Below are 25,141 nucleotides of genomic sequence, written 5' to 3' on the forward strand. Positions count from 1 at the left end.
GCCCTCAACGATGCGCGCGACGTTCGCGCCGGGCACGACGCCGGCGGCGCAACTCGGCTCTGATCCGCTGGATGAAAGATTCCCCCACGTCGGGGACGTGGTGGCCACGGCCTACGTCTCGTGCCGCCCCCTCTTCCAGGGTCACACCATAAAAACCCAGTTCATGATACGCATAATTGATTTCGAGCTCGTGTCCGACATCGTTGAATGGTTTGATCCGCTCGTAATCGGCCAGACGGCGCAAGCTTGGGTTAAACGTGAAGCCGTACCATGTGTGGTTGCGCGAAGTCTTGGGCAATACGCGCCGATACATCACGTTATCGTCGGTATAACGTATCCGCTCTTCGAACTTATGCCGGTTACCTTCCCAGAGGTTGCGTAGCCAGACGGTGATCGCACCTGGATCGTGTTTGAGTACCGATAACGAATCCTCCATGAAACCGGACCGGAAGAATTCGTAATCGTCTTCACAGTGAAAGATATAAGGCGTGTCGACCTGGGCATAAGCGCGGTCCACGCTGCGTATCTGGCCCAGCCGCGGCTCGTTGAACAACACCGTATCGAACAGATCGCCGAAGCGGCGCTCGATGAAATCGAGCATGTCGCGATCACCGGAGTCCTCGATCAGGATATAGCGGGCGATGGGATACGTGTTGTGTGCCACGAAACTGTCGATCGTTCGCGCCAACAACTCGGGCCGGCCGCAGCTGGTGATGACAAATGTAATGCCGTCTCGGGTCAAGGTCATAGATTCGTTCTCGAATGTCATTCGTGGCAGCACAGGGCTGGACGTAAGCCCGGACATACCTGCCATACACTCTGGGCCTTATACGGCCTGCGTATAATCACAGAAAACTCCTTGCCTGTTCCAGCATGAACCGCGATACACCGATCGACCGACAAGCCCTGGCTGAAACACTGCACTACGGGGTACCCATCAATCGACCCGTGCCGATCCAGGGCCTGCCCTTCGAGGTCGATACCCTGAAGGCGGCCAGACAGCGCCGGCGTCAGCCCGAACCCTCCCAGGACAAGCTGCTCGCACAGGGCGCCGACCTCTGGAACCATATCTGCCGAAAAGTCGCGAATCACGCCACACGCCCGTTGTTACTACCCCTGAGCGCCGGTCTGGACTCGCGCGCCGTGCTCGGCGGTTTGCGTGCCTGCGGCGCGCCTGTCAAGACCGTCACCTACGGTGTGCCGGGCGCCTTCGATTACGAAATTGCACCCCGTATCGCAGCTCATGCAGGTGTTGCCAACGACCGAATCGACCTGACACAAACACAGATCTCGCGAGCCGCACTGCTTGATGTTGCCAAGGGTGAGCCATCGCCATCGTTGGTTATCGACATGTTTTTCAATGCGCAGATCGCATGGCGTTACGGACAGGAGTTCACCTACATCAACGGCTTCTGTGGCGACGCCTTATCGGGCAAGCACCTCGACAAGGGTGCCAGCAGCAACTGGCAGCAAGCCCGGGAATCGTTCGTGGCGTGGCATCAGGCAAGCCGTACCATCAAGCTCACCGATGAAGATATGGTGCCGATCGATGCGCTGCCGAGCGCGCCATTCGTCGATATGGACCTGATGGGCCCGCTCGAGCAGCTGGATCACGCGATTCGCCAACAACGCCTGGTTCGCCCGGTCGTCTGCCCCGCCGGCTACGAAGTGCTCAGCCCCTTTCTGGACCCCGAATGGTGTGCCTTCATACTCGGCCTACCGGACGCCCTACGCCGCGATCAGCGTTTTTTCATCGCCCTGTTCCAGTACAGCTATCCCGAGCTTTTCGCACTACCGACCACCGCAAGCGGCGGTCTGCCGTTGGGCGCGAGCGACGCTGAAATCCGTCGCTATCGAAAGAAGCTGCGGCGGCAACGTCGACTCCGGTCACGCCTGAGTCATATCCTTCCGAACATTCATGTGCCGCCAGCGGATCGCCGCTGGCAATATCTAGATTTCCGAAACGAACTTCGCCGAGACAGTACTGTGGCCGCTTTATTCGATGAAAGCATGGCTCGGCTCGACGATAGCGGGGCCATACCCTGGATCGACGCGCAGGGAATATTACGTCGGCATCGTGAGGAAAAGACCGACCATTTCAAGGCACTGAACGTGCTGTTCAACCTCGAACTACTGCTCGAGGCTCGGCCCGACCTGTTCGAACCCTCGTCGCCTCAGTAGCCGCGAATACGCGACCTGATCGCACGCCGAAACAGCTTCCACGAACCGCCCAGGGTCTGATCCATCTGGATCTGGGCCCTAAGGCGCTGGGTGATGGACGAAAACGCGATCGGGTGCACGATCGAGAACGGTTTCAATACGTGCGGCGGTGCTTCCAGACTCAGTTCGTCCAGGCGTGATCTTGCGACCAAAAGTATCGCGTTCTGGCGATACCATTCCGCGATCTCCTCGTCATGCCATATATGGGGCCGTATCACGTCCAGCCCCACATAATCGTGCGCTGCGAAAAGCTCCAGCCAGTACTCGATCCATTGCTCGTTGATATGGTGGCGCCCGCCCTGGCCCGGGATGGCAGCCGAGAAAAGAATGCAATCGGATAGCCCGGTGAGCGATTCGACAAACGTATTCGCGGCGGAATCCGGCAGGTGTTCGGCGACCTCCAGCGATAGCGCGAGGTCATATCGTTTCGCCGGCGGCGTGATCGGCTTGGTCAGGTCGTGATGCGAAAAACAGTCTGTCGGGATCTCCAGATGCTGGGTATCGACCCATTCGCCTTCGAAGCCATGGATATCCGAAATGCCGCGCCGCTTGATTTCAGACAGCCAGGTGCCCACGCCGCAGCCCACGTCGACGGCGGACTTCACGGGCGGCAGCACCCCGAGCGCCAGCTCGAGAATGCGACTGGCCGCGGTCACGGTACGCGCGTGGCGGTCCTGATAGAAGGTATCGGAATAGACTGCTTCGGATGGCATGGAATCGGTATCTCAATCCTGATCGTTGTGAGTAACACCGGCCTGGCGGGCACGCAGTTCATGAACCTGGCCCAACCGGAATTGGTAGATAATGCCCCGCTCGACGCACGCTCGCTCTGGTGCGTACGGCAAACACCGATATAGCTGAAAAAATAGCCAGGAACGGAGTGTGCCCAACCACAGTTTGAGCGGCACACCGCCCCAGTACAGCTTGGGCGCTTTCTTGGAACTGGGCAGATAAACCTGGCCACGGCCTTTCTTGTAGGCCCGCGAAAGTAACCAGTCGATATTCGTTTGCTCGGCGCGCACCACATGGGCCACCCGCGCCTGGGGCACGTAGATGTAGCGATAACCACGCGCCGCCAACCGACGCAGAAAGTCGCCCTCGCCGCCCATGGCATAGCTACCGGTTTGCGGGCCGAGCTGTTCATTGAAACGCATGCCCTCAAACGCCGCGCGGCGCACCGCGAAGCTCGGGCCATAGGGATGTCGACCTACGGGCCCTTCCCGGTCGGCCGGTTGATAGCGTGCAAAGGCGGTGGTGGCAAATTCGAAATCGGGCGTGGTCATCCAGACCGGCGTATCGGCGGGGAAGCTGGGCTCGATACGCGCACCGAAGATGACATCGTCCGGCCAGCGCCGTGCCGCCTCGATATACGCGCGCACGCAGTCGGGCTCAGGCAATACATCGTCGTCGGTAAAGATCACCAGATCGCCCGAGAGTCGATCCATGGCCACGTTGCGTGCCCGATTCTGGCCGACACCGTCGGCATGCAGATAAGTGATCGGCAAATCCTGACGCGCCCGTTCGATGACCTCGGCGGTCGCATCGGTACTGCCGTTGTCCACGATCAGCAGTTCCCAGTCCAGTCCTTGCGTATCAAGCGCTCGGTAGCAGTCGAGCGTACGCTCGAGCTGGGCGGCGCGATTACGCGTTGCGAACAAAATGGATACATCCATGGCTAGCTTTCGGGCTCGTTCTATCGTCAGCAAGGCATCCAACCGACCATTCGATCAGCCGGGTTCCAGCGTGCGCACGTGATGGCGGGCAGCGTATCGGATGCGCCCATTATCGGCGCGTAAGGGCCGCGCTGCCAGGCCGCGCGCTCATGGGGCGCGGCCACCGGCGATCAGGCAATTATCCACGCACCCGGGCTACGGCCTCACACCAGCCGTCGTAGAGTGCATCGACTTCGTCTGCGCTCTTGTCGACATCGAAACGCCGTTCGGCGCGCCACAGGCGCGCGATCGCGTCGAGCGAATCGTACAGGCCGACCTGCAAGCCCGCCATATAGGCCGCGCCCAGTGCGGTGGTTTCGATCACGTCGGGGCGTTCGACCGGCGTTTGCAGGATATCGGCCAGACAGCTGCAGACCAGATCGTTGGCGACCATGCCGCCGTCCACGCGAAGCTCGCGTGGCGGCTCGGCATCGTCACCGATCGCATGAACAAGATCGCGGGTCTGATAACAGGTGGATTCAAGTGCTGCGCGTACGATCTGCTCGATGCCGGTATCGCGCGTCAGGCCGAGAATCGCGCCGCGCGCTTCCGGGTCCCAATAGGGCGCGCCCAGACCGGTGAAGGCCGGCACCAGATAGACACCGCCGGTATGATCGACCGAGGACGCCAGCGCCTGGGTTTGCTCGGCCTCTTCGAACATGTGCAGCGCATCGCGCAACCATTGGATGGCGGCACCAGCGACGAAGATCGAGCCTTCCAGGGCATAGGTAGTGCGCCCGTCGAGGCGATAGGCGACGGTCGTCAACAGCCGATGGCGCGAGGCGACGGCCTGTTCGCCGACATTGAGCATGAGAAAGCAGCCGGTGCCATAAGTCGATTTCGCCATGCCCGGCTTGAAACAGGCCTGGCCCACGAGCGCGGCCTGCTGGTCGCCGACCATGGCCGCGATGGGGATGGGTGCGCCGAGCAGATCCGGGTCGATGGTACCGAAATCGGCGGCGGTATCGCGCACCTCGGGCAATAACGCACGCGGGATATCAAAAAACGTCAGCAGTTCGTCGTCCCAGCTCTGCTCGCGGATATTGAACAACAAGGTGCGCGAGGCGTTGGTCGCATCGGTCGCATGGACCGCGCCGCCGGTCAGGTGCCATAGCAGCCAACTGTCGATGGTGCCGAAGGCCAGCTCGCCGGCCTCGGCGCGCTCGCGTGCGCCCTCGACGTTATCGAGTAGCCAGGCAATCTTGGTGGCCGAGAAATACGGGTCGAACAACAGGCCGGTCTTGTCCTGCAGCCACTGTTCGGTCTTGGCGTCGGCCAGCTCGCGACAGCGCTCTGCCGTACGCCGGTCCTGCCAGACGATCGCGCGGGCAATCGGCTCGCCGGTGGCGCGATCCCAGATGACCGTGGTTTCGCGCTGATTGGTAATACCGCAGGCAGCGATATCGCCGGCTTCAAGCCCGGCATCGTCGATGGCCTCGCGGCATACGGCGATCACGTCGGCGCGAATCGTATTCGCATCGTGCTCGACCCAGGCTTCCTGTGGAAAATACTGCTGGAACTCGCGCTGGGCGCGTCCGCGGATATGCCCGTCTTTGTCAAAAATGATGGCACGGCTACTGGTTGTGCCCTGATCGATAGCCAGCAGATGACAGGCGCGACTCATGGGCAAAGGCCCCGGACAACATCATTCATGGGCGAATCTCCTCTAACGGCATAGGCAATACATCGTATCCACATGGTGCTGACAGCAGCGCACGAAATTCGCCCATGCCGGCAAACGCCGGTGCTAACACATCACTGGATCGCGGACTTGTTTCTATGGAAGGATGCAGCTTTACGCGCTGCATGCCATACAGGTCAACCGTTGACGTACGAATCCGAGCAGGTCAGCACCGATAGCCCCACCCGGCTGGTGGCCTATCGTTGGCCTGCACAGCAACCTACACGAGCCTGTCTGGTCATCGTGCATGGCATGGCCGAACATGCCCGCCGCTATGCGCGCCTGGCGGAAGACCTGGCTGCCGCCGGCATCGAAGTCCATGCGTTCGATCTGCGTGGCCACGGGGCGACCACCGCCGCCGTGGATCACGGCGATCTGGGCGAACGTTGCGACTGGCAAACGCTGATCGAGGATGTCGAGCGTATTCGCCAGCGCGCCGCGGCGCGGGCACCGCGCGTACCGATCTTTCTATTCGGCCATAGCCTGGGTTCGTTCATCGCGCTGGCCGTACTTGCCCAATATGGCGAGGCCTATGCCGGCGCGATTCTCAGCGGCAGCGACCGACCCAGCCCGCTGGCTTGTCGCGCAGCGGCTGTGCTGGCACGCATCGAGTGCGCGCGCATCGGCGCCCATGCGCAAAGCGAGGCGCTACAGCGTCTGATCATCGGCGCCTACGATCGCCGTCTGGCACGCTATTACGGCGCGCTACGCAGCAATGCCTGGCTATCCACCGACAATTCGGCGATCGATGCCTACGAGGCCGACCCGGACTGCGGGTTTGCGCTGTGTGCTGGCGCCTGGCATACGGTCCTGGGCGGCATCGCGCGCAGTGCCAGTGCCTTCAGCCTGCGGCGTGTGCCCTTGGCATTGGGGTTGCTGGTCATCGCCGGGCGCGACGATCCGATGGGCAATTTCGGGCGGGGCCCGCAGCGCATGGCACGGGACTGGGCGGCCGACGGCCAACGCGATCTCGAACTGCGGCTCTACGATTCGCGCCGCCACGAGTTGCTCCACGACCACCACGCCGATACCGTAATCGCCGATATTCGCCGCTGGCTCGATGCGCGTATACCGCATGCCCCAGCGCATACCCGCACCCCATTCGAGGAGTCCGTCGATGCGTCGTAGTGTCGTGGCACTGATCGTGCTATCTCTGTGGAGTACCGCTGTGCTGGCCGCGCCGGCAGCGAAACTGTGGCCGCGCTGGCAGGCACACGACGAAAATTCGACCGAGACGATCGACCACAGTGCGTTCGACGATTTCCTGCGTACTTACGTCGTCGCGCACGAACACGCGCCCAATGGCGTGCGCTATGGCCAGGTCAGCGATGCCGACCATCAACGGCTCGAACGCTACCTCCAGGCCATGCAGCAAATCGATATCGATGGCTACAACCGCAATGTTCAGCGCGCCTACTGGATCAACCTCTACAACGCGCTCACGCTGGATCTGGTGCTCGATGCCTATCCGGTCGACTCCATCCGCGATATCGGCGGCAGCGTGTTGTCCTCCGGGCCCTGGAAGAAAAAACGGCTACGTATCGACGGCGAAAAAGTCAGCCTGAACGATATCGAACACCGTATCCTGCGCCCGATCTGGCACGACGGTCTGACCCACTACGGCGTCAACTGTGCCTCCTTGAGCTGTCCGGACCTGGCTACGCGCGCCTATACCGGCGACAACGTCTATGCGCAGCTGAACGAGAACGCACGCGACTATGTCAACAGCCCCGCGGGCGTGCACTTTACGGACGACGACGAGCTGATCGTGTCGAAAATCTACGACTGGTACGGGTCGGATTTCGGCGACAGCGACCGGGCGATCATCAGCTATCTGCGCCGCTTTGCCGGCCCGCAGCGCTCGCTACGCCTGGATATGCGCCACACGATCGACGGCTATGCCTACGACTGGGCGCTTAACGACGAAGCCGTGATCGAAGCCGACGAATAAACCCCTACGCCCCCGCCGCCGGACCAACGCAAGCGCGCCGCCGCGGAATCGACTTATTACCCGGTACGCCGGGCAATCGGCGAGGTCCACATGAGTTTGCCGCTGGGCGTGGCAGCCTGCGCGGTTGGTGCGGCATCTTCCATCGACACCATGAGCTGGGCGGGCTCGTCCATGTGCTTGGCCGCGTCATCCGAAACCACCATTTCATGGTCGCCGTGCGTATTCGGCCACTTGCCGAGCAGCATCGGCTCGCCGTTTTTCGGCTTGAGCCAGGCGCGCAGCACCTTGCCTTCGGGGACTTCGTAATCGCCCATGGCAAGCACGCTCATCTTGTGACTGTTGGCATGCACGGTGACAACCCAGCTCATACCGGTCGACTCGTCGTAGACCATGCTGGCATATGCGGGCGCCGCGGCGGCACCGGGTTCGCCGCCACGTTCGGTGGAACCGGTAAACAGCAACCCGGCCATCACCAGCGCCGCGGTCGATGCCACCAGGGCAAGACCCCGCCACAGGCCCACGCTGCGGTCGTTTGCCGCGGACTGTCGCTCGACGGCGGGCACCGTCGAAGGTGTCGCCGCGGGCGTTGCGGTTTTCAGGCCGAGTTCCTGCGTCACCCGATCCCAGACCGCCGCCGGTGGCTCGGCTGGGCGTAAGGCAAGTGCCAGCGCGCCCAGACGTGTCTCCCAGTAAGCCAGCTCGCGGCGCGCGTCGGCATCGTGCATGAGCCGTGTTTCGAAACGGCTGCGCTCGCGTGCATCGAGCGTGCCGAGCACGTACTGCGCCGCCTCCAGCATACGTTGCTCGTGTTCGGATCCGGCCATTACGCGCGCTCCGCGAGACATTCGCGCAGCCGCAACAGGCCGCGACGAATCCAGCTCTTGACCGTGCCCAGCGGCGCATCGAGGCGCTCGGAAAGCTCCTGGTGCGTCAGGCCTTCATAGTAGGCCAGCAGTACGCTATCGCGTTGCTGGGGTTGCAGGGTTTTCAAACAGACGCTGATCGCATCCAGCGATTGCTGGTTTTCGTTTTCCTCGAGCGGCGAGAGCGACTGTTCGTCTTCGAGCAGCGTCGCCACCATGTCGGGCTCTTCGGGCATGGCCACTTCCGGGCGTTTGCGCCGGAGTACGTCTAGGGCACGATACCGCGCGATCGACAACAACCAGGTCAACGGCGCGCCGCGTTCGGGCGCATAGGTATCGGCTTTTTGCCAAACGCGCACATAGGCATCCTGGAGCGCATCCTGCGCGCGTTCGGGGTTACGCAGAATACGTAACAGTAACGCATAGAGTTGCGACGAAGTGGCCGCATAGAGACGCTGAAAGGCCTGTTCGTCGCCGCGGGCGGTGGCGGCGAGCCATTCGGTAAGCTGGTCGCGTTCAGCCATGGGCGCACCCATCTTCGACCGCCGGCGCCAATGCGTCGACGCGCGCCTGAACGACGACAGACGGTACGTCGAAACGACACGCAAAAACGCTTGCGCTAGTCATGCATGGACTCACTTTTAGTCGATCCGCCTAGTCTGGCGGGAAAATGGGCGCAGCTCAATTACCGCACAATCCGGACGACGGCATGCGCTTAGTTGAGTGCGCCGCCACAGCTACTGCCCTGGCCGGCGGTACAGCCGTAGCAGTGATCGCCCACGGCGATGGTCCGACCCGCGAAGTCGTAATCGACCAGTTCACGCAGATGGGTCGCACCGCCGCCGGCCAGGGGCATGCTCAGCATCTGGTTGAAATCGCAGTCGTAGACATAGCCCTGCCAGTCCACACTGATCAGCCCGCGACACATGACGCTGGCGAGGTTATCCGGGCGATGCGCGCTGCGCAGCAGCTGCATGTATTCGCCCATGCGCTGTTCGCGCAGCAACATATGCGCATAGCGCTTGATCGGCATGTTGGCGAGCGTGAACAGGTGATCGAACACAATGCCAAAACGATCGGCCAGAAACCGCTTGTAATCCTGCTCGAGCGTATCCTGCGGCGGCGGCAGCGACGGTGAACCCGGGTTGTAGACAAGGTTGAGCGTCTGCCCGCTATCGGGCTGGCCGTAGCCCAGCGCATTAAGCTTTTGCAGCGCGGCGATACTGTCGTCGAATACACCCTTGCCCCGCTGGGCATCGACATTGTCGGCGGTATAGCACGGCAGCGAGGCGATCACTTCGACTTCGTGCTCGGCAAGAAACGCCGGCACCCATTCATAACCGGGCTCTTCGATGATCGTGGGATTGCAGCGATCCATCAGATGCACACCGAGCGTCTTGGCGTCACGCATGAACTCACGAAAACGCGGATGCATTTCTGGCGAGCCACCGGTGACATCTAGGGTCTGAATATTCTGAGCCGCGATGAATTCGAGAGCCGTATCCATGGTCGCCGTGTCCATGAGTTCGGTTCGCTTGGGCCCGGCCTCGACATGGCAATGGGTGCAGGCCAGATTGCACAGATAGCCGAGATTCATCTGCAACGTGTGCAGTCGATCACGCCGGATCGACGGAAAATCGGTCTTGGCAGCGTTCGTTGTCATCGGGCGCATGGCGTCGCCTCGCGCTTGATTAGGTTGTGCACAATGTTAGCAGGAGTTGAAAGCTGCATAAGGCATACACATATCGTGGAGCACACGATTGATTGAGCGCAGGTTTATCATGCCCCACACGTTCCCCGGTCACTATCCTGCTACCCGCATGCGCCGTGGTCGCGCAAGCGACTTCGCCCGGCGCCTGGCGCGCGAAACCCGACTGTCGGTCGACGACCTGATCTACCCGGTGTTCGTCACCGAAGGCGAGCCGGTCGATGTCACCGCCATGCCCGGCGTACAGCGACATACCCTGGACGGGTTGCTGCGAGAGATGACCGACGTGGTCGCGCTTGGCATTCCGGCGGTCGTGCTGTTCCCCGTGATCGATGCCGACAAGAAGACGCCGGACGCAGAAGAAGCCGCCAACCCGGATGGGCTGGTGCCGCAGGCGATTCGCGCGATCAAACGCGAATTCCCGCAGCTCGGTGTCATGACCGATGTCGCGCTCGACCCGTATACCAGCCATGGCCAGGACGGCGTGATCGACGACAACGGCTATGTGCTCAACGATCCGACCATCGATATTCTCGTGCGCCAGACCCTGGCCCATGCCGATGCCGGCGCGGATATCGTGTCGCCCTCCGATATGATGGACGGGCGTATCCAGGCCATGCGCAACGCCCTCGAAGACAAGGGCCATGTGAATACGCTGGTGATGTCTTATGCGGCCAAGTTCGCCTCCAGCCTGTACAACCCGTTTCGCGAAGCGGTTGGCTCGGCGGCCAATCTCGGCAAGGCCGACAAGCGTACCTATCAGGTCGACCCGGCCAATACCGACGAAGCCCTGCGCGAGGTCGCGCTCGATCTCAAGGAAGGCGCGGACATGGTCATGGTCAAGCCCGGCCTGCCCTATCTCGATATCATTCACCGGGTGAAACAGACCTTCGGCGTGCCGACCTTTGCCTATCAGGTGTCCGGTGAATACGCCATGCTCAAAGCCGCGATCGACAACGGCTGGCTGGACGAACGCGCGGCTGTGCTCGAGTGTCTGGGCAGCTTCAAACGGGCCGGTTGCGACGGCATTCTGACCTATTTCGCCAAGGACGCGGCGCGCTGGCTGGCCGAATAAGCGGCGCGGGCCGTGCAGTCTGCGCAAACACTCAAAACCGCGATCGTCGGTGAACTCGGCCCTGCGCCGGGTCCCTGGCGTATAAGAGTCGGCGAAACCATGCAGCTACCGTCGGCCGCCGGTTGGCGGCCATTCAAGCAGGGCCCGCACTCGGCGCTGTATCGTATCGACGCACCGCCACCGCTTCTCGCCAAGCTGGTGCGTCCACGCAGCCAGCCGAGGGACAGCCTGCGCAAATACGTCACAGCGCAGGCGCGACGCGAGTACTACAGCGCCTATAAACTCCAGGCGGCCGGGCTGAATACACCGGCCGTTCATGGCTGGGGTGTGTCACTATCGCCGTTGGCCAGCTATGAATCGGTGCTTTTCATGGCCGAGATAGCCGACTATCGTTCTTCGCTCGCTTTCGTGCGCGAATGCACCGATGATGCCCTGCGCGCGCTGTTTTTCCAGCGCTTGGCCGTCGATATCGCGCGTCTTCACGGCCACGGCCTGATCCACAAGGACGGTCATTTCGACAACATCGGCTGGGTTGGGCAACAATCGCTGATCTGGATCGACAACGACATACGCCATGCACCGCGTAGGTCGAGATTGCGTGCAGGGTTTCGGCATATGCAGCGAATGTTGCAGCGCACGGCCCGCAATGCCGTAGACGCGCGCGAATGGCGCTATTTCAACGACTGCCTGCGCGGCGAACTCGCGCGCTGGCCCAACGCCCGGACACTGATTGATGAAGTTTAAACAGGCGGCTGCCCTGCTCGACAATGTTCCGCATATTTCGCGTCATTCGGCACGCATTCTCTACGACTTCCTGCTCAGCGAAAAACCGACCGACTGTCTGGAACTGGGCTTTGCGCACGGTGCGAGCAGCGGCTACATCGCCGCCGCCCTGGATGAATTGGGCACCGGCGCGCTCACCAGCGTGGATCTCGAAAGCAGTGCCGAGTTCGAAACCACCATCGAAAAAACGCTGGATCGGCTCAATCTGACCTCGTACGTACGGATCGTGCGCGAGGTGAACTCCTACAACTGGTTTCTGAAAAAACAGATCGAGGCACAGACTCAGAACGGGGTCTGTGTGCCCTGTTACGACTTCATCTTCATCGATGGCGCCAAGAACTGGACCATCGACGGGCTCGCCTTCTTTCTCGCCGACAAGCTGCTACGCCCCGGCGGCTGGATTCTGTTAGACGATTATGGCTGGCGTTATGCCGACGCGATCGAACGCGGCAAAACGCGTAGTGACGGCGTCACCAACCGCGACCTTTCCGAAGACCAGATCGCCGAGCCCAATATCGCGGCCATATTCAATCTGCTGGTCGCCCAGCATCCGTGCTATACGGATCTCAAGGTCCAGGACCAATCCTGGGCCTGGGCACGCAAGCTCGCTGAGACGCCTGCGCAGGCGGGTGCCAAGACCGTTCGCTACGAACGCAAATCGTTGTTGCGCAGCCGCATACAACGCTGGCGCGCGAAATGACGTGAAGGCGCCGGCGGCGCTTCTATTGGACCGGCGTGAAAAGCGACGGGTGAGCTGTGTTCGCCGCAACCCATGCGGTGGCGAGCGTGAATCCTTGGGTTCGCTTTTCAGCGCGGCAAATTCTCGGTTTTCGTGCCGGGCCCATCAACATCATCGGGAATATCCAGACCGGCCTGGCGATAGACATCCAGCGTCGCTCGGAAGTTGGTCTCGGCCGTATTGCACCGCACCTGCTCGATCATCTGCTCGGCGATCGCCCGGCGTTCGCGCTCGTCGCGAATGAGTCGCTCGAGCTGGGCACTGATGTTGGCGGCCGTGGGGGCCTCGGGTAGCGCGTCGTACAGATTCTTCGGCAGCAGTTCTGTCGCACCCACGCGCTTGCTGGTCACCACGGGCACGCCACAGGCAAAGGCTTCCTGCACGACCTGACCGAACTCTTCGATACGGGCCGGGTGCGCACAGATGTCCAGGGCATGGAAGTAACGCTGCGGGCTGAGCGTGTGCGGCACGAAGCGCATGCGATCGGCGATGCCGAGCGCGCGTGCTTCGGCCATGAAAAACGAAGAACTCGCCTGCTTGCCCAACACCAGCAGCATACTCGATTGCCTAAGGCCGTCCTCCAGCGCCGCATAGGCATGCAACAGAATATCCAGACCGCGCTTCTGGTAATCGCCCGATGTGATCAGGCCGATCAGTGTGGTGTGTTCGTCGCAGCCCAACTCTTCGCGCACCGCGTCGCGGTAGCGCTGCCGGTCGCCGCGGTTGAATTGGGCCGGGCGATAACCGGGATAGATAACTGGCAGTCGCTCAGGGTCCACACCGTAGCGTTGCGACAGGTCGTCTCGCATGAGCCTGGAATTGCAGATACACAGCTTAAAACCGTCCTCCGCGAAAATCCGGTCGTGGATTTCGGCCAGCGTACCGCGGGCGTCGAGGGCGTCGCCGTGCAACAGCTCATGCGCCAGATGCAGACAATTGTGCATCGACAACACATCCTGCCGATAATGATGCCCGTGCCCGGCCACGAAATCGTAGTTCTGCTGATCGATATACTGCTGGGCGCGCGCGGCAAACCAGCGCCACTTGTAGCGGCTGAGCACCGGCAGGCGCTGAATGCGTACGGCGCGCCCCATATCCGGTGTGACCCCGCCCTTGTGCACTTTGCCGCCGATCAGATCGACCTGGTGACCGAGCTTGCAAAAATAGCGGGCATGATCGGTGATGGTGTTGTTCGTGCCGCCGATATCGCCGATTCCGCGAAAGGCGATGGCAATGCGCTTGCTGGTCGTGCTCATGAACGCGCCGCCGGGGCTAGCCGCCCAGTGTTCACGAACGACGCGATTGCGCCCAGCGCAGCACGCACGTGATCGTCGAATACAAAGCGCTGCCGCGCCGCGTCCACACCCGCTTCGCTCATGCGCGCATAGCGCGCGCCATCGCTACAGATATCCATAATAGCCCGGCATAGCGTCTGCGGATCGAGTGCGCGCGGGGCGACGATCGCATCCTGCGCCGGATCGTAGACCTGCGGCGGCAAATCGTCGTCGCCAGCGCCGAGCGCGTGATAATCGGCCACGCTCAGTGTCGGCTCAATGCACAGACCCGTACGTTCGTGCTCGATGACCTCAACCAACCCATCCACTGCGCTAACCACGGCCGGCACACCATACGCGCCCGCTTCGACCGCGATCTGACCGAACGGTTCACGCAGCGCGGGGTGCACGAGCAGATCAATATCCGCATAGAACGCGGCCATATCGGCCACCAACCCTTCAAATACCACGTAATCGGCGATATCCAGCGTATTGGCCAGCTGCTGCAAACGCGCGCGCTCTGGCCCATCGCCGGCAATACGCAGCGTTGCGCGGTAGCCATGCTTGCGCAAATGCGCGAGCGCGTGCAGTGCAACCGCCACACCCTTGATCGATTCCAGACGTGCGACCACGCCCAGGGTGAGTCTGTCCTTGTCTGGACATGTCCGCGGCTCGGGGGCGATCGCCGGCAACAACGATGGCCGTAACGCGTTGCGGATGACGCGGATTTCCCCGCTATAGTTCCAACGCAGCTCGAGCATGCGTTGGGCGGCATAGGAATTACAGATAACCGCCGGAACGGCCGCAAGAAAATCCCGCTTGGCCACGGTATCGCCCGCGAACCAGCTCGCGCCACGCTCCCAGTAGATACATCGTTTCGCACCCGCGGCAGCCAGCGTATCCAGACTATCGCGCAGGCGATTCCAGATCACCACCGCGTCCGGACGAGTCGCCGTCATGATATGACGTTGGCGCTGGCGGCGAATGACCTGCGGCCATTTCGGCAGCTTCAAACCCTTTGTATATTTTTCGAACAACACGGGTGTGCGTTGGTCGAGCCGTTTTTCGATCAGCGGGTGAATACGACGCCCACACGCGACCACGGCATGTTCAACGTCTTGCAGCCGGCGAGCAGTCTGTACGAATTCCACGAACTGCTGTTCGACGCCGCCCGCGCCGTCGAGGCTGACATAGTGCAAAACACGCTCAAGACTCATGCGCGCGGCTCGAGCGTTCCGGTGGCATGGTATTCGTTCACAGCGGCCATCACGTCATCAACATGGCGATCGAAATCGAAGCGCTCGGCGATACGCCGCATGGCGGCATCGCTCATCGCCGCGAACCGCTCTGCATCGCGGGTGATCTCGATCACCGCATCGGCAAGCGCCGCCGGTTCGCAGATCGTCGGCGCCTCGATCGAATCCCGGCCCGGTATATAAACAGCGGGCGGCAGATCATCGATCACGCCGCCGAGTTCGCGATACCGCACCAGATCGGCGGTGGGCGCAACACATAGGCCGGTCTGTTCGTGGGCCACGACTTCCGGCAATCCGTCGACGGCGGTACAGACCACCGGGCAGCCCATCGCCCCGGCCTCGGCCGCGACCACACCAAACGGTTCGCGCAGCGCTGGATGCAGCAACACATCAATCTGCGAAAAGAACAACGCCATGTCCTTGACCACGCCGAGAAAACGCACATGAGCAGCGATATTCAGGGATTGTGCCAATTGTTCGAGTTCGGCGCGTAGCGGCCCATCACCGGCAATCGACATGTGGGCATTGATGCCGCGGGCTCGCAGTGCCGCCAATGCATGCAAGGCCAGACACGTGGCCTTGACCGGCACCAGGCGACTGGCCACGCCGATATGCAGGCTTTGATCCCGCGGCAGCTGTTTGAACTCTTTCACCGTATGCCGGTTACGCATGCCATTGGGGCAAACGCGCACCACACCTTCATACCCCCACCGCAATTCGAGCATGCGTTTGGCCGCCTGGGAATTGCATAGAACCGCAGGCAGGCGCGCGAGTACATCGGCACGGGCACGATCGTCGCCAGCAAGCCAGGCCGAGCCGTGCTCCCAGTACAGACAACGGCGCACACCCAGCGCGTCGATCACCCGTGTGTGCTGATCCAGTCGATTCCAGAGCAAGGCGACATCCGGCTTGAAACGACGCCCGAGCCAGCGGTAACGCGTACGCCGCAGCGCGGCTGGATGCTGACCGAGCTTAAAGCCGAACAGCTTCTTTTCGTAGCGCCAGTCCTCGAAATTGGGCAGCAGTGCGCGATGGTGGGCATGGATCTTGGTACTGCAGACCACCACGGACTGTTCGACCCCATGCCGGCGCGCTGCACGCGCGGCAAAAGTCACGAACTGCTGCTCCACCCCACCGAAGCCGCTCAAACTCACATAATGCGTCAAGCGCAGCCCCTGACGGCCCTTATCGCGCCCCATAAACTGATCTCTGATAGATTCTCTCGGGCCGACCGCGCACGCAGATCGCCCAAGTGATTTGCCATTTGCGCTCGGTCCCACGGCATGCATCGATGCAATGCACCCGAATTAGCCCCTCGAGAACCAACGCAAACCAATCAATGACTAAGACAGGATGGATTATAGCAATCGCGGCTGTCGCGGCCGTGACCTTTATCCTTGCCGGTGGCTGCCGTATCGGCTGGGAAGCCGGCTTTTGCGCCAGCGAGCGTGCCACGATCGCGCCGTTTATAGACGCTCGAGGCGAATTCATGCTTACCGAAGTCGTATCGCTCGTCGCCTGCCTGATCGGGCTGCTGATTGCCTACAACGCCTACGTAGATGGCGATCCACGACGGGTTCGACTGGCCGCGTTGTTCATCCTGTTCTTTACCATCTCGCTTATCAGCGAAAACAACCTGATGCGGGACGATATTCGGCCCCAGTTTCTTCTGGTACTGCTGAACTGGATAACCGTCGAGCTTGTCCTTGCACGTTCGTTCGCAGCCATCGCGCTTCTGGTTATGGGCGTTGGCTTGCCAGTTCTAGGCCAGCTGGGCGATCACACTACCCATATCCAGTTCGAAAATGTATTCGGGTTACCGATCTCCGATAGCATTATCGCCGGATGGACCAACGTATTCGGCGTGCTGGAAGAGCCGCTGGAACTGGCGGGTTGGCTTTTGTTCGCCACTGCCGCTGCCGTAGGCTTGGATACGCGACCGATATCCACCGGCCGGAGTCGATTCATGGCGCTCGCCGCGATTGCGATCGCGGCCCTCGCGATCGGAAACTCATTCTTGCGTCTGCAAGATAACGACACATTCGAAGCATGGCGTAAATTTGGGCTGTTCTGTTCGATCGCCGGCGTAGGCTGTGCCGGCGCCGCGCTGCTGTTGCGACATGCGCGGGGCGATCGGCTCGCGCGTGCCTACTGCATCCTGTTTATCGTGGTCGCCTACTGGATCGCGGTATACGCACCCAGCGTGTATCGGCACGAACACAGCAAGACCATCAGTTCCTGGCTGTGGATATTCCCCGTGTTTGCCGGCTACTACACGCTGGTTAGCTGTCGTCGACAATATCGGCGCGCCGACACAGACGCCGTACAAGCCCAATCGTGACCGCGACAGTCGAAAACCAGCCGAGAATCCTGATCGTCGGCCCGAGCTGGATCGGCGATATGGTCATGGCCCAGAGCCTGTTCATGCTGCTGCGTACCCGTTTACCCGACGCCCGTATCGACGTACTCGCCCCCTCGGTGACCGCCAATCTGCTTGAGCGCATGCCCGAGGTGGATCACGCGGTCCGCATGGAAATCGGCCATCGCGAAATCGCACTCGGCGCGCGCCGGCGCACGGCACGCGAGCTCGCCGCGCGCGGCTACGACCAGGCGATTGTGCTCCAGCGCAGCGCCAAGGCGGCGCTCGTACCCTGGCTCGCGGGCATTAACCGGCGTACGGGCTATCTCGGCGAAATGCGCTACGGCCTGATCAACGATGTGCGCACGCTCGACACCTCGCGCTATCCGCGCAAGGTCGAACACTATGCGCTGCTGGGCCTGGCCGCCGAAGGCGATGAATTGGGCGAACTCGATCGGCCAAAGCTGCAAATCGATTCCGATCGGCGCACGGACCTGATCACACAACTTGGTCTGGACCAGACGCGCCCGGCGATCGGCTTCGCTCCGGGCGCGGCCTATGGCGGCGCCAAACAGTGGCCAGCCACGCATTTCGCGCGGCTGGCGGCAGAGCTCGACCGACGCGGCATCGCCACCTGGATTTTCGGCAGCGCCGCCGACCGAACGCTGGCTGCGGAGCTGGCTGCAGCAGCGCCCCGTCATGGCGTGAACCTGTGCGAACGCACCTCGCTGGTCGATATCGCCGATATCGCCTCGTTGACCAACGCGTTCGTCGGCAATGATACCGGCGTAACGCATCTGGCTGCGGCTGCCGCACCGCGCGTGCTGGCTATTTACGGCTCGACGCACCCCGACTATGCGCCGCCGCTGGCGCCGGCCGAAGCACGTTTCTGGCTCGATCTGGCCTGTGCACCCTGTCGCCAGCGCCAGTGTCCGCTCGGCCACAATGCCTGCATGCGCGATATTCCGGTTCACGACGTCCTGCGCGCCTGTCTGGACCCGGATGCACGCGATATCGCCTCGCTACATCATGCCGGCGGCAGCGCCGCTGCGCCGGCCGTGGAGCCCATTGTTTCCTCCGAATCCGAACCATCGATATGAATGCACCGCCAGATCGCTACGCCGTCATCGGCCATCCGATCGAACACAGCAAATCGCCGGCGATTCATACGGCCTTCGCGCGCCAGACCGGCCAACATCTGACCTACGAGCGCCTGCCCGCCGAACCCGACGCCTTCGCTGCGACCGTCGCCACCTTCTTCGCCGATGGCGGCGCGGGGCTGAATGTGACCCTGCCATTCAAGACCGAAGCCGCTGCCTATGCCGATCGCTTGACCGATCGAGCCCAACGTGCCGGTGCGGTGAATACGCTGGCTCGTCGCGACGATGGCACGCTGCTGGGCGACAACACTGACGGTATCGGCCTGGCGCGCGATCTGGAGCGCGGCCTGGATACGGCCATCGCCGGGGCGCGGATTCTCATCCTGGGCGCAGGCGGTGCGGTACGCGGCGTCGTACCGGTGCTGCTCGAACAGGGCGCAGCCGAGATCTGTGTCGCCAATCGAACCGTCGCCAAGGCCGAGACGATCGCGCACGATTTCGCCGATATGGGCACGGTACGCGCCTGCCCGCTAAACACTGAGGAAGACGGCTGGGACCTCGTCATCAATGCCATTTCGGCCGGGCTCGGCGGCGAAATGCCCGATCTGTCGCCGGCGATCATCGCCCGGGCACGCGGTGCCTACGACATGCTCTATGCCAACGTGCCCACGCCATTTTTGCGCTGGGTGGCCGCGCAGGGCGTGGCACGACGCTGCGACGGGCTCGGCATGCTCGTCGAACAGGCCGCGGAATCGTTCGCGCTCTGGCGCGGCGTGCGTCCGAGCACGGTCGAGGTCATTGCCGCCCTGCGTCAGTCCGGCGACCCGCGGACCCCATAACCGTTATAATCACGCCGTTATGAGCGCACACGAACCGCTTCAACATCTCGACCACGTCCTGCGCGGCGATACCTCGGGCGAACTGCTCCACCCCGAGGAACACGCACGCCAGTACAGTCATGTGCGCAAGGCACATGAAACCGAGCTGGTCGAAGACTATGTCGAGCTCATCGCCGACCTGATCGACGCCAAGGGCGAAGCGCGCGCGGTCGAACTCGCCCAGCGCATGGGCGTGACCCAGGCTACGGTCGGAAAGATGATCCGGCGCATGACCGACGCGGGGCTGGTGACCAGCGAACCGTATCGATCGATCTTTCTGACCGACTACGGCAAGCAGGTCGCCGCCGAATCGCGCGACCGGCATATCGTGGTGCTGCGTTTTCTGCGCGCCCTCGGTGTCTCCGAAGACACCGCACGCAAGGATGCCGAAGGTGTGGAGCATCACGTGAGCGCCGAAACCATCGATATCATGCGGGCTTTTGTCGATCGAAACGATAGCGCCACCGATGCCTGAAAACGACGCCGACGTCCGTGTAATCGAAGCCGGCCCTTACGGTCATCGTGTCATCGAACACGACTGGCCTCAGGATGCGCGCCGCTGTCGCGCCCTACAGCAAACGCTCACCACACATGTGAATACCGTCGACGACCTGCCTGCCGTTACACGGCTCGGCGGTGTCGATATCGGCTTCGAGGACGGCGGCAACACCACCCGCGCGGCAGCCGTCGTGCTCGATGCACAGACACTGGAAGTCATTGACACAGCCCTGGCGCGCGTGCCGACCCGCATGCCGTACATCCCCGGGCTATTGTCGTTTCGCGAAATCCCAGGCGCGCTGGCCGCGCTCGAACAACTCACCACCCTGCCCGATCTCGTTCTGGTCGATGGCCACGGTATTGCGCACCCGCGCCGGCTGGGCGTCGCCACCCACCTGGGACTGGTGACCGGCCTTCCCACCATCGGCGTGGCCAAAAAGCGCCTGACCGGTCGCCATATCGACGTACCCGATGAGCGCGGCGCCTGGGTCGAACTTACCGATCGTGGCGAAACCATCGGCGCGGTATTGCGTTCACGGGCGGGCGTTAAGCCGATCTTCATCTCGTCCGGGCATCGTATCGGCCTGACGAGCGCGCTGTCGTACACGATGAGCGCACTCACACGCTATCGACTGCCCGAGACCACGCGTGTTGCCGACAAGCTCGCCTCGAATCGGTGATTCGGGTCCGTTTCGATACCCGATTGCAGATTTTGAGGCCTTTCTACGGCACTGATAGGCTTGGCCGCGGTCACAGACAGTTCAACGACATTCGCACAACGGATTAACCCTATGATCAAACGCGCAACCACCATCACGGCACTGGCCCTGGCCGCATTGACCTTCGGCACCGTGCCCGGTCTGGCGACCGCGCAAAGCAATGGCGCCACCGCGGATCAGCAGCAGGCTCAACAGCTCATGCAGCAGTACCGCCAGAAAGCGTCCAAGCTTCAACAGATCCACCAGGAAACCATTCAGGCCAACCCGGATCTGGCCAAGCAGCAGGAAAACTTCGAAGAAAAGGTGCGCGACGCGGTCGAAGATCAGGGCTACGACGTCGACAAGGGCCAGGAGCGCGTCCAGGAAATGGCGCAGAAGCTCCAGTCCGGCGACCTGAGCGACGAAGAGCGCAAGGCCGTGATGAAGGATTTCCAGGCTGAACGCCAGCAGATGGTGCAGGCGCGCGATGCCGCGCTGCAGAAGCCGGAAATCCGCTCGGCCGGCGAAAAGCTTCAGGAAGATACTCTGGCCGCCATGAAAAAACAGGATAGCCAGACCGAGCAGCTGCTCGACGACATGGATCAGCTGCGTGGCAAACTGCGTCAGCAGATGCCGGCAGCAGCCGCAGGCGGCAACGGCTAAAACCACGCCGTTATCCGGTAACCGTAGAGCCCGGCCACGCGCCGGGCTTTTTTATGTCTGCTGGCAGCCCTGTCGCGCTGATCGCCCTGATCGCACGCTCGCGCGGCGTAGCAGACCGCGCAGATCTATTTATAACGACACGGGCCGCGCATCAACGTCAATGAGCGCCCAATGCGAACCCGCGGCTATGACGGTGAACACGCGTGCGGCGCGCGGGCGCCACAAGCGCTTGTTCACGATACACACGCGGCGTGTTGCACGGGCGCTTGCCGGCCCGAGTCGCGCATGTTGGCCCGTGCACAACGTCCGTCATCGCGACGCCCATAAAAAGCCCCCGTACCCGAAGGTACGAGGGCGACCCCTTGAGCGGGTCAACAATCACCCGACATGGCGGGTATTTTCGCAACCGGTCGAACGGCTCAGTCGGCTTCGATACGGGTTTCGCTCTGCGCGTTGACGCCCGCGCCTTGCCTGCTCTCGACCGACGTATTGGAATTCACCGAACCCTGAACGCTCGCGCCCTGAGCAGCCTGACTGGCCCCAGTGCGCGCACGCTGGCCCATTTGTGCTGCACCCTGCTGGGCCCGACCGACCCCCTTCTGGGCGCGGTTTTGCAGTGACTGCGACTGACGTTGCGCACGCTGCTGCTGACTGCGCACTTCGGCGCCGGCCTGATTGGCCGTCTGGCCGACCTGACCGGTGACCGCAGAGGCTGCGCCCTGCACCCCGCCAGCGGCCTTGGACGCCGCGTTCGACGCGCCCTGCTTCAGCTGACGGCTGCCGTCGCGCATGATGGTGTAGGTTTCGCCGCCGGAGGCCGCCGGGCCTACGCTACCCGAGCCCGAAGCCGCGGCTTGCATGCCGGCCTGAAACTGGGCCCGGGTAATGCCGTTGGGCGTACTTTCCTTGGCGCGATCTTCGATGGTGTCGGCCGTATTCATGGAGTCGTAGAGCGCAGCAATCTGCGGATTGGCCTGTGCTTCGGCACGGCTGAGCACCCCGTCGCCATTGCTATCGAGCGCATCGAAGCGGGTATTGATCGCCGCTTCGGCATTGATTCCGGCACCGGTCTGGCCGGCGTTAGCCTGTACGCTGGTGTTCGCGCCGGCGCCGTTCTGGGCAGCGAGGCCCAGACCCGACACCATGGCCAGACCCAGTGCGATCGCGGTTTTCTTCATCATGGCGTTTCGTCCTGTAGCAGATGAAAGGTGGCCCTAGCCTAGAGCCACGCCATGAATCGCTGCTTAAGCAGCCAGAGATCGCGGTTATTATGGCCCGCCGGACTGTTCGTCCTGCTGGGCTTCGACTTCGCGCATGCCGGGCACGAACAAGCGCGCCATCACGATCCCCACTTCGTAAAGCAGATAGACCGGCACCGCCAGAAGCGTCTGCGAGATGACATCGGGCGGGGTGAGCAGCATGCCCACCGCAAAGGCGGCCACGATGATATAGGCACGATAGCTGGCCAACTGGCGCGGGGTGACGAAGCCGGCCCAGACGATGAGAAAAATACCGACGGGCAGCTCGAAGGCGATACCGAACGCCAGGAACATGCCGAGCACGAAATCCAGATAGGCCGAGATATCGGTCATCACCGCGACCCCGGCCGGGGCCACGGAAATGAAAAAGCCGAACACCACGGGAAAAACCACGTAATAGGCGAACGCCATACCCAGATAGAAAAGCGCGGTACTGGAAATCAGCAGCGGTGTGACCAGCCGACGCTCCTGGGCATACAGACCCGGGGCCACGAACATCCATACCTGATAGAGCGTCCACGGCAACGATACCGCCACCGCCAGCAGCATGGACAGCTTGAACGGAGCGAGAAAGGGCGCGGCCACGCCGGTGGCGATCAGGCTGTTGCCTTCCGGCATATGCGCGAGCAACGGGCCGGACAGGAACGTGAACAGATCGCGGGCGAAATACGCCATCGGCAGAAACACGACGAGAATACCGATGACGATACGCAGCAAGCGGCTGCGAAGCTCCAGCAGGTGCGCGATCAGCGGTTGTTCCTGACCTTCCAGTTCTTCGTCGCTCATGCGTTGCGCTGGTTATCGTCGGCTCGCTCGGCCGCGCTGGATTCGTCTTGCTTGGCCGCGCTCTCGGGCGCCGCGTCGGCCACCGGATTGGCACTGTCGGCGTCGGCCGACCCTGCCTGTGGCGTATCGACCGGCGCCTGCACATAGCGTGGCGCGCGGTTGGCCTGTCGCGGGTCAAGTTCACGCACGCTATCCACCGTATCGCGCGTACCCGCTTCAATACGCTCGCGCGTACGACGCACCTCGGAACGGATATCGTCGACATTGACCTCGCGCTCGAGCTCGCTGGTCAGACCGCGCACATAGCCTTTGGCCCGCCCGACCCAGGTGCCCAACGTGCGTGCGACCACCGGCAGGCGTTCCGGCCCGAGCACAATCAGGCCGATGACCGCGATGACCGTCAGTTCCCAGAACCCGATATCGAACATAAGTGTGTGTCCGGCTCGATCAGTCCCGTTTGTCGTCGGTTTCGTTTTTCTGGGCGTTGCGGCGCTGGGCTTCCTCGACCGGGCCGGTATTGGGCTTGGTCTTGCTCAGATCGTCGACCAGCTGCGGATCTTCCGGGCGCTTGCGTGCGTCCTGGGTCGTTTCGTCGTCCTTGTCGGCTTCGCCGTCCTTCATCGCCCCGCGAAAATCCTTGAGCGCGGAGCCCAGATCACCGCCGAGATTGCGTAGGCGCTTGGTGCCGAATATCAGCACCACGATCACCAGAAGAATAAGGAGCTGCCAAATGCTGATACCACCAATCATGTCTACCTCGTTTCAATCAGTTAGCCGACGTACCGTGCACGTTTCGCCCTGCTTTTTCCTCGATGCCGGATACGCCGAAGCGACGCGCCAGTTCCGCCTGTACGGCCGACGCATCCAGCCCGCGCGATTGCAGCAGCACCATGGTGTGAAACCACAGGTCGGCGACCTCGTGCACCAGGTGAGTATCGTCGGCTTCGCCCGCTGCTTCGACGACCTCGGCCGCCTCTTCGGTGATCTTGGCCGTGATCGCTGCCGTGCCGCCGGCGTAGAGCGAGGCGGTATAACTCTTGCTCGGATCGGCGTCACGACGCTTGGCCAGCGCCGTATCCAGCTGGCGCAAGATATCCGAATTACTCATGCAGACCATACATATCGCTGGGATCGACAAGCACCGGGTCGCGGGTGACCCAGCGGCCATTGTCGTATACCTGGAAAAAACAGGACTCGCGTCCGGTATGACAGGCGACGCCGCCAATCTGTTCAACGATCAGCAGCACGGCGTCGTTATCGCAGTCCAGCCGTACTTCACGGATACGCTGCAAGTTGCCCGACGACTCGCCCTTGCGCCAGAGCTTGGCACGCGAACGTGACCAATAGGTTGCAAAACCACTGTCGATCGTCGCCGCCAGCGATTCCCGGTTCATCCAAGCCAGCGTGAGCACGCGCTGGGTGTCGTGGGCTTGTGTTATCGCCGGCACCAGACCCTGTTCGTTCCAGGCCACTTGATCGAGCCAGTCGGCCGAGCGCTGATCGGCGGCGGAAGTGGTGGTGTTGTCCTTGGTCACGATTGCGATGATCGAAATTGAATGCCGCCATCCTACGCTTTCGGCGAGCGCAAACCCAGAGGGCGACCGGGTTTTTTGCAGCTAGCTGAACGCTGTGCCTGGT

The 25,141-nt window shown here is 62.1% G+C and carries 28 protein-coding genes; 12 read left to right on the top strand and 16 right to left on the bottom strand.

All coding sequences use genetic code 11. The annotated features are described in order from the left end of the window. Positions 1-4: 4 nt before the first annotated feature. Positions 5-814, bottom strand: coding sequence for a glycosyltransferase (locus tag T5B8_RS13195; protein WP_353179430.1), 810 nt, complete (start codon positions 812-814; stop codon positions 5-7). Between the two features lie 59 nt (positions 815-873). On the opposite strand from T5B8_RS13195, the gene T5B8_RS13200 reads away from it, so the two are divergent. Then, positions 874-2,181 carry an asparagine synthase-related protein gene (locus T5B8_RS13200; protein WP_353179432.1) on the top strand — a complete coding sequence of 436 codons (1,308 nt, stop codon included), beginning with the start codon at positions 874-876 and terminating at the stop codon, positions 2,179-2,181. Here T5B8_RS13200 and T5B8_RS13205 read toward each other — a convergent pair. From T5B8_RS13205 to glpK, 3 genes are all read right to left on the bottom strand, one after another. Continuing rightward, positions 2,175-2,933, bottom strand: a complete 759-nt coding sequence (locus T5B8_RS13205) for a methyltransferase domain-containing protein (protein ID WP_353179434.1) — start codon at positions 2,931-2,933, stop codon at positions 2,175-2,177. The genes T5B8_RS13200 and T5B8_RS13205 overlap by 7 nt on opposite strands. 12 nt (positions 2,934-2,945) lie before the next feature. Then, positions 2,946-3,893: a glycosyltransferase family 2 protein gene (locus T5B8_RS13210; RefSeq protein WP_353179436.1), complete on the bottom strand. Its 948-nt coding sequence runs from the start codon at positions 3,891-3,893 to the stop codon at positions 2,946-2,948. A gap of 178 nt (positions 3,894-4,071) precedes the next feature. After that, positions 4,072-5,556 carry a glycerol kinase GlpK gene (gene glpK / locus T5B8_RS13215; protein ID WP_353179438.1) on the bottom strand — a complete coding sequence of 495 codons (1,485 nt, stop codon included), beginning with the start codon at positions 5,554-5,556 and terminating at the stop codon, positions 4,072-4,074. 201 nt (positions 5,557-5,757) lie between these two features. Here glpK and T5B8_RS13220 point away from each other — a divergent pair, with 201 nt between their 5' ends. Beyond that, positions 5,758-6,741, top strand: a complete 984-nt coding sequence (locus tag T5B8_RS13220) for an alpha/beta fold hydrolase (protein WP_353179440.1) — start codon at positions 5,758-5,760, stop codon at positions 6,739-6,741. Next, positions 6,731-7,564, top strand: coding sequence for a DUF547 domain-containing protein (locus tag T5B8_RS13225; protein WP_353179441.1), 834 nt, complete (start codon positions 6,731-6,733; stop codon positions 7,562-7,564). The genes T5B8_RS13220 and T5B8_RS13225 overlap by 11 nt, the downstream gene beginning before the upstream one ends. Before the next feature lie 56 nt (positions 7,565-7,620). Here the strand turns inward: T5B8_RS13225 and T5B8_RS13230 are convergent, their stop codons facing one another. From T5B8_RS13230 to arsS, 3 genes are all read right to left on the bottom strand, one after another. Continuing rightward, positions 7,621-8,388: an anti-sigma factor gene (locus T5B8_RS13230; RefSeq protein WP_353179443.1), complete on the bottom strand. Its 768-nt coding sequence runs from the start codon at positions 8,386-8,388 to the stop codon at positions 7,621-7,623. Beyond that, positions 8,388-8,951, bottom strand: coding sequence for a sigma-70 family RNA polymerase sigma factor (locus T5B8_RS13235; RefSeq protein WP_353179444.1), 564 nt, complete (start codon positions 8,949-8,951; stop codon positions 8,388-8,390). The genes T5B8_RS13230 and T5B8_RS13235 overlap by 1 nt, the downstream gene beginning before the upstream one ends. 191 nt (positions 8,952-9,142) lie before the next feature. After that, entirely contained in the window at positions 9,143-10,099 is a 957-nt protein-coding gene (gene arsS / locus T5B8_RS13240; RefSeq protein ID WP_502950800.1) for an arsenosugar biosynthesis radical SAM (seleno)protein ArsS, read from the bottom strand. Between the two features lie 109 nt (positions 10,100-10,208). On the opposite strand from arsS, the gene hemB reads away from it, so the two are divergent. The 3 genes from hemB (at position 10,209) to T5B8_RS13255 (ending at position 12,693) form a co-directional block, all read left to right on the top strand. Then, positions 10,209-11,210 (top strand): porphobilinogen synthase, encoded by a 1,002-nt coding sequence (gene hemB / locus T5B8_RS13245; RefSeq protein ID WP_353179448.1) that lies wholly within the window; start codon positions 10,209-10,211, stop codon positions 11,208-11,210. 99 nt (positions 11,211-11,309) lie between these two features. Further along, a complete protein-coding gene (locus tag T5B8_RS13250) occupies positions 11,310-11,954 on the top strand; it encodes a protein kinase family protein (RefSeq protein ID WP_353179450.1) in 645 nt (214 codons plus the stop codon). Continuing rightward, a complete protein-coding gene (locus tag T5B8_RS13255) occupies positions 11,944-12,693 on the top strand; it encodes a class I SAM-dependent methyltransferase (protein ID WP_353179451.1) in 750 nt (249 codons plus the stop codon). The genes T5B8_RS13250 and T5B8_RS13255 overlap by 11 nt, the downstream gene beginning before the upstream one ends. Positions 12,694-12,800: 107 nt before the next feature. Here T5B8_RS13255 and T5B8_RS13260 read toward each other — a convergent pair whose 3' ends face one another. The 3 genes from T5B8_RS13260 to T5B8_RS13270 are packed head-to-tail and all read right to left on the bottom strand — an operon-like array spanning position 12,801 to position 16,461. After that, a complete protein-coding gene (locus T5B8_RS13260) occupies positions 12,801-13,988 on the bottom strand; it encodes a glycosyltransferase family 4 protein (RefSeq protein WP_353179453.1) in 1,188 nt (395 codons plus the stop codon). Then, positions 13,985-15,223 carry a glycosyltransferase gene (locus T5B8_RS13265; protein WP_353179455.1) on the bottom strand — a complete coding sequence of 413 codons (1,239 nt, stop codon included), beginning with the start codon at positions 15,221-15,223 and terminating at the stop codon, positions 13,985-13,987. The genes T5B8_RS13260 and T5B8_RS13265 overlap by 4 nt, the downstream gene beginning before the upstream one ends. Further along, entirely contained in the window at positions 15,220-16,461 is a 1,242-nt protein-coding gene (locus tag T5B8_RS13270; protein WP_353179457.1) for a glycosyltransferase, read from the bottom strand. The genes T5B8_RS13265 and T5B8_RS13270 overlap by 4 nt, the downstream gene beginning before the upstream one ends. Before the next feature lie 92 nt (positions 16,462-16,553). Between T5B8_RS13270 and T5B8_RS13275 the strand changes: the two genes are divergently transcribed. The 6 genes from T5B8_RS13275 to T5B8_RS13300 all read left to right on the top strand — a co-directional run bounded on the left by T5B8_RS13275 (position 16,554) and on the right by T5B8_RS13300 (position 21,458). Next, positions 16,554-17,603, top strand: a complete 1,050-nt coding sequence (locus T5B8_RS13275) for a hypothetical protein (RefSeq protein ID WP_353179459.1) — start codon at positions 16,554-16,556, stop codon at positions 17,601-17,603. Next, on the top strand, positions 17,600-18,721 hold the full coding sequence (gene waaF, locus T5B8_RS13280) for a lipopolysaccharide heptosyltransferase II (RefSeq protein WP_353179460.1): 1,122 nt from the start codon (positions 17,600-17,602) through the stop codon (positions 18,719-18,721). Before T5B8_RS13275 ends, waaF begins: the two co-directional genes overlap by 4 nt. Then, positions 18,718-19,560: a shikimate dehydrogenase gene (aroE, locus tag T5B8_RS13285; RefSeq protein ID WP_353179462.1), complete on the top strand. Its 843-nt coding sequence runs from the start codon at positions 18,718-18,720 to the stop codon at positions 19,558-19,560. The genes waaF and aroE overlap by 4 nt, the downstream gene beginning before the upstream one ends. Before the next feature lie 19 nt (positions 19,561-19,579). Continuing rightward, positions 19,580-20,074 carry a manganese-binding transcriptional regulator MntR gene (gene mntR / locus T5B8_RS13290; protein ID WP_353179464.1) on the top strand — a complete coding sequence of 165 codons (495 nt, stop codon included), beginning with the start codon at positions 19,580-19,582 and terminating at the stop codon, positions 20,072-20,074. After that, complete coding sequence (nfi, locus tag T5B8_RS13295) at positions 20,067-20,777, top strand: deoxyribonuclease V (RefSeq protein WP_353179466.1); 711 nt, start codon at positions 20,067-20,069, stop codon at positions 20,775-20,777. The genes mntR and nfi overlap by 8 nt, the downstream gene beginning before the upstream one ends. Before the next feature lie 111 nt (positions 20,778-20,888). Then, positions 20,889-21,458, top strand: coding sequence for a hypothetical protein (locus T5B8_RS13300; RefSeq protein WP_353179468.1), 570 nt, complete (start codon positions 20,889-20,891; stop codon positions 21,456-21,458). A 419-nt stretch (positions 21,459-21,877) separates the two neighbouring features. On the opposite strand, the gene T5B8_RS13305 is transcribed toward T5B8_RS13300, so the two are convergent. The 6 genes from T5B8_RS13305 to hisI form a co-directional block, all read right to left on the bottom strand. Beyond that, on the bottom strand, positions 21,878-22,639 hold the full coding sequence (locus T5B8_RS13305; protein WP_353179469.1) for an EF-hand domain-containing protein: 762 nt from the start codon (positions 22,637-22,639) through the stop codon (positions 21,878-21,880). Between the two features lie 87 nt (positions 22,640-22,726). Next, positions 22,727-23,503 (bottom strand): twin-arginine translocase subunit TatC, encoded by a 777-nt coding sequence (tatC, locus tag T5B8_RS13310; RefSeq protein ID WP_353179471.1) that lies wholly within the window; start codon positions 23,501-23,503, stop codon positions 22,727-22,729. Then, positions 23,500-23,931 carry a Sec-independent protein translocase protein TatB gene (gene tatB, locus T5B8_RS13315; protein ID WP_353179473.1) on the bottom strand — a complete coding sequence of 144 codons (432 nt, stop codon included), beginning with the start codon at positions 23,929-23,931 and terminating at the stop codon, positions 23,500-23,502. The genes tatC and tatB overlap by 4 nt, the downstream gene beginning before the upstream one ends. 19 nt (positions 23,932-23,950) lie before the next feature. Further along, complete coding sequence (gene tatA / locus T5B8_RS13320; RefSeq protein WP_353179475.1) at positions 23,951-24,253, bottom strand: Sec-independent protein translocase subunit TatA; 303 nt, start codon at positions 24,251-24,253, stop codon at positions 23,951-23,953. Between the two features lie 16 nt (positions 24,254-24,269). Then, positions 24,270-24,611, bottom strand: coding sequence for a phosphoribosyl-ATP diphosphatase (locus T5B8_RS13325; RefSeq protein ID WP_353179476.1), 342 nt, complete (start codon positions 24,609-24,611; stop codon positions 24,270-24,272). After that, positions 24,604-25,038 (bottom strand): phosphoribosyl-AMP cyclohydrolase, encoded by a 435-nt coding sequence (hisI, locus tag T5B8_RS13330; protein ID WP_353179478.1) that lies wholly within the window; start codon positions 25,036-25,038, stop codon positions 24,604-24,606. Before hisI ends, T5B8_RS13325 begins: the two co-directional genes overlap by 8 nt. Between the last annotated feature and the right edge of the window lie 103 nt (positions 25,039-25,141).

The organism is Salinisphaera sp. T5B8, from assembly GCF_040361255.1.
Taxonomy (GTDB): Bacteria; Pseudomonadota; Gammaproteobacteria; order Nevskiales; family Salinisphaeraceae; genus Salinisphaera.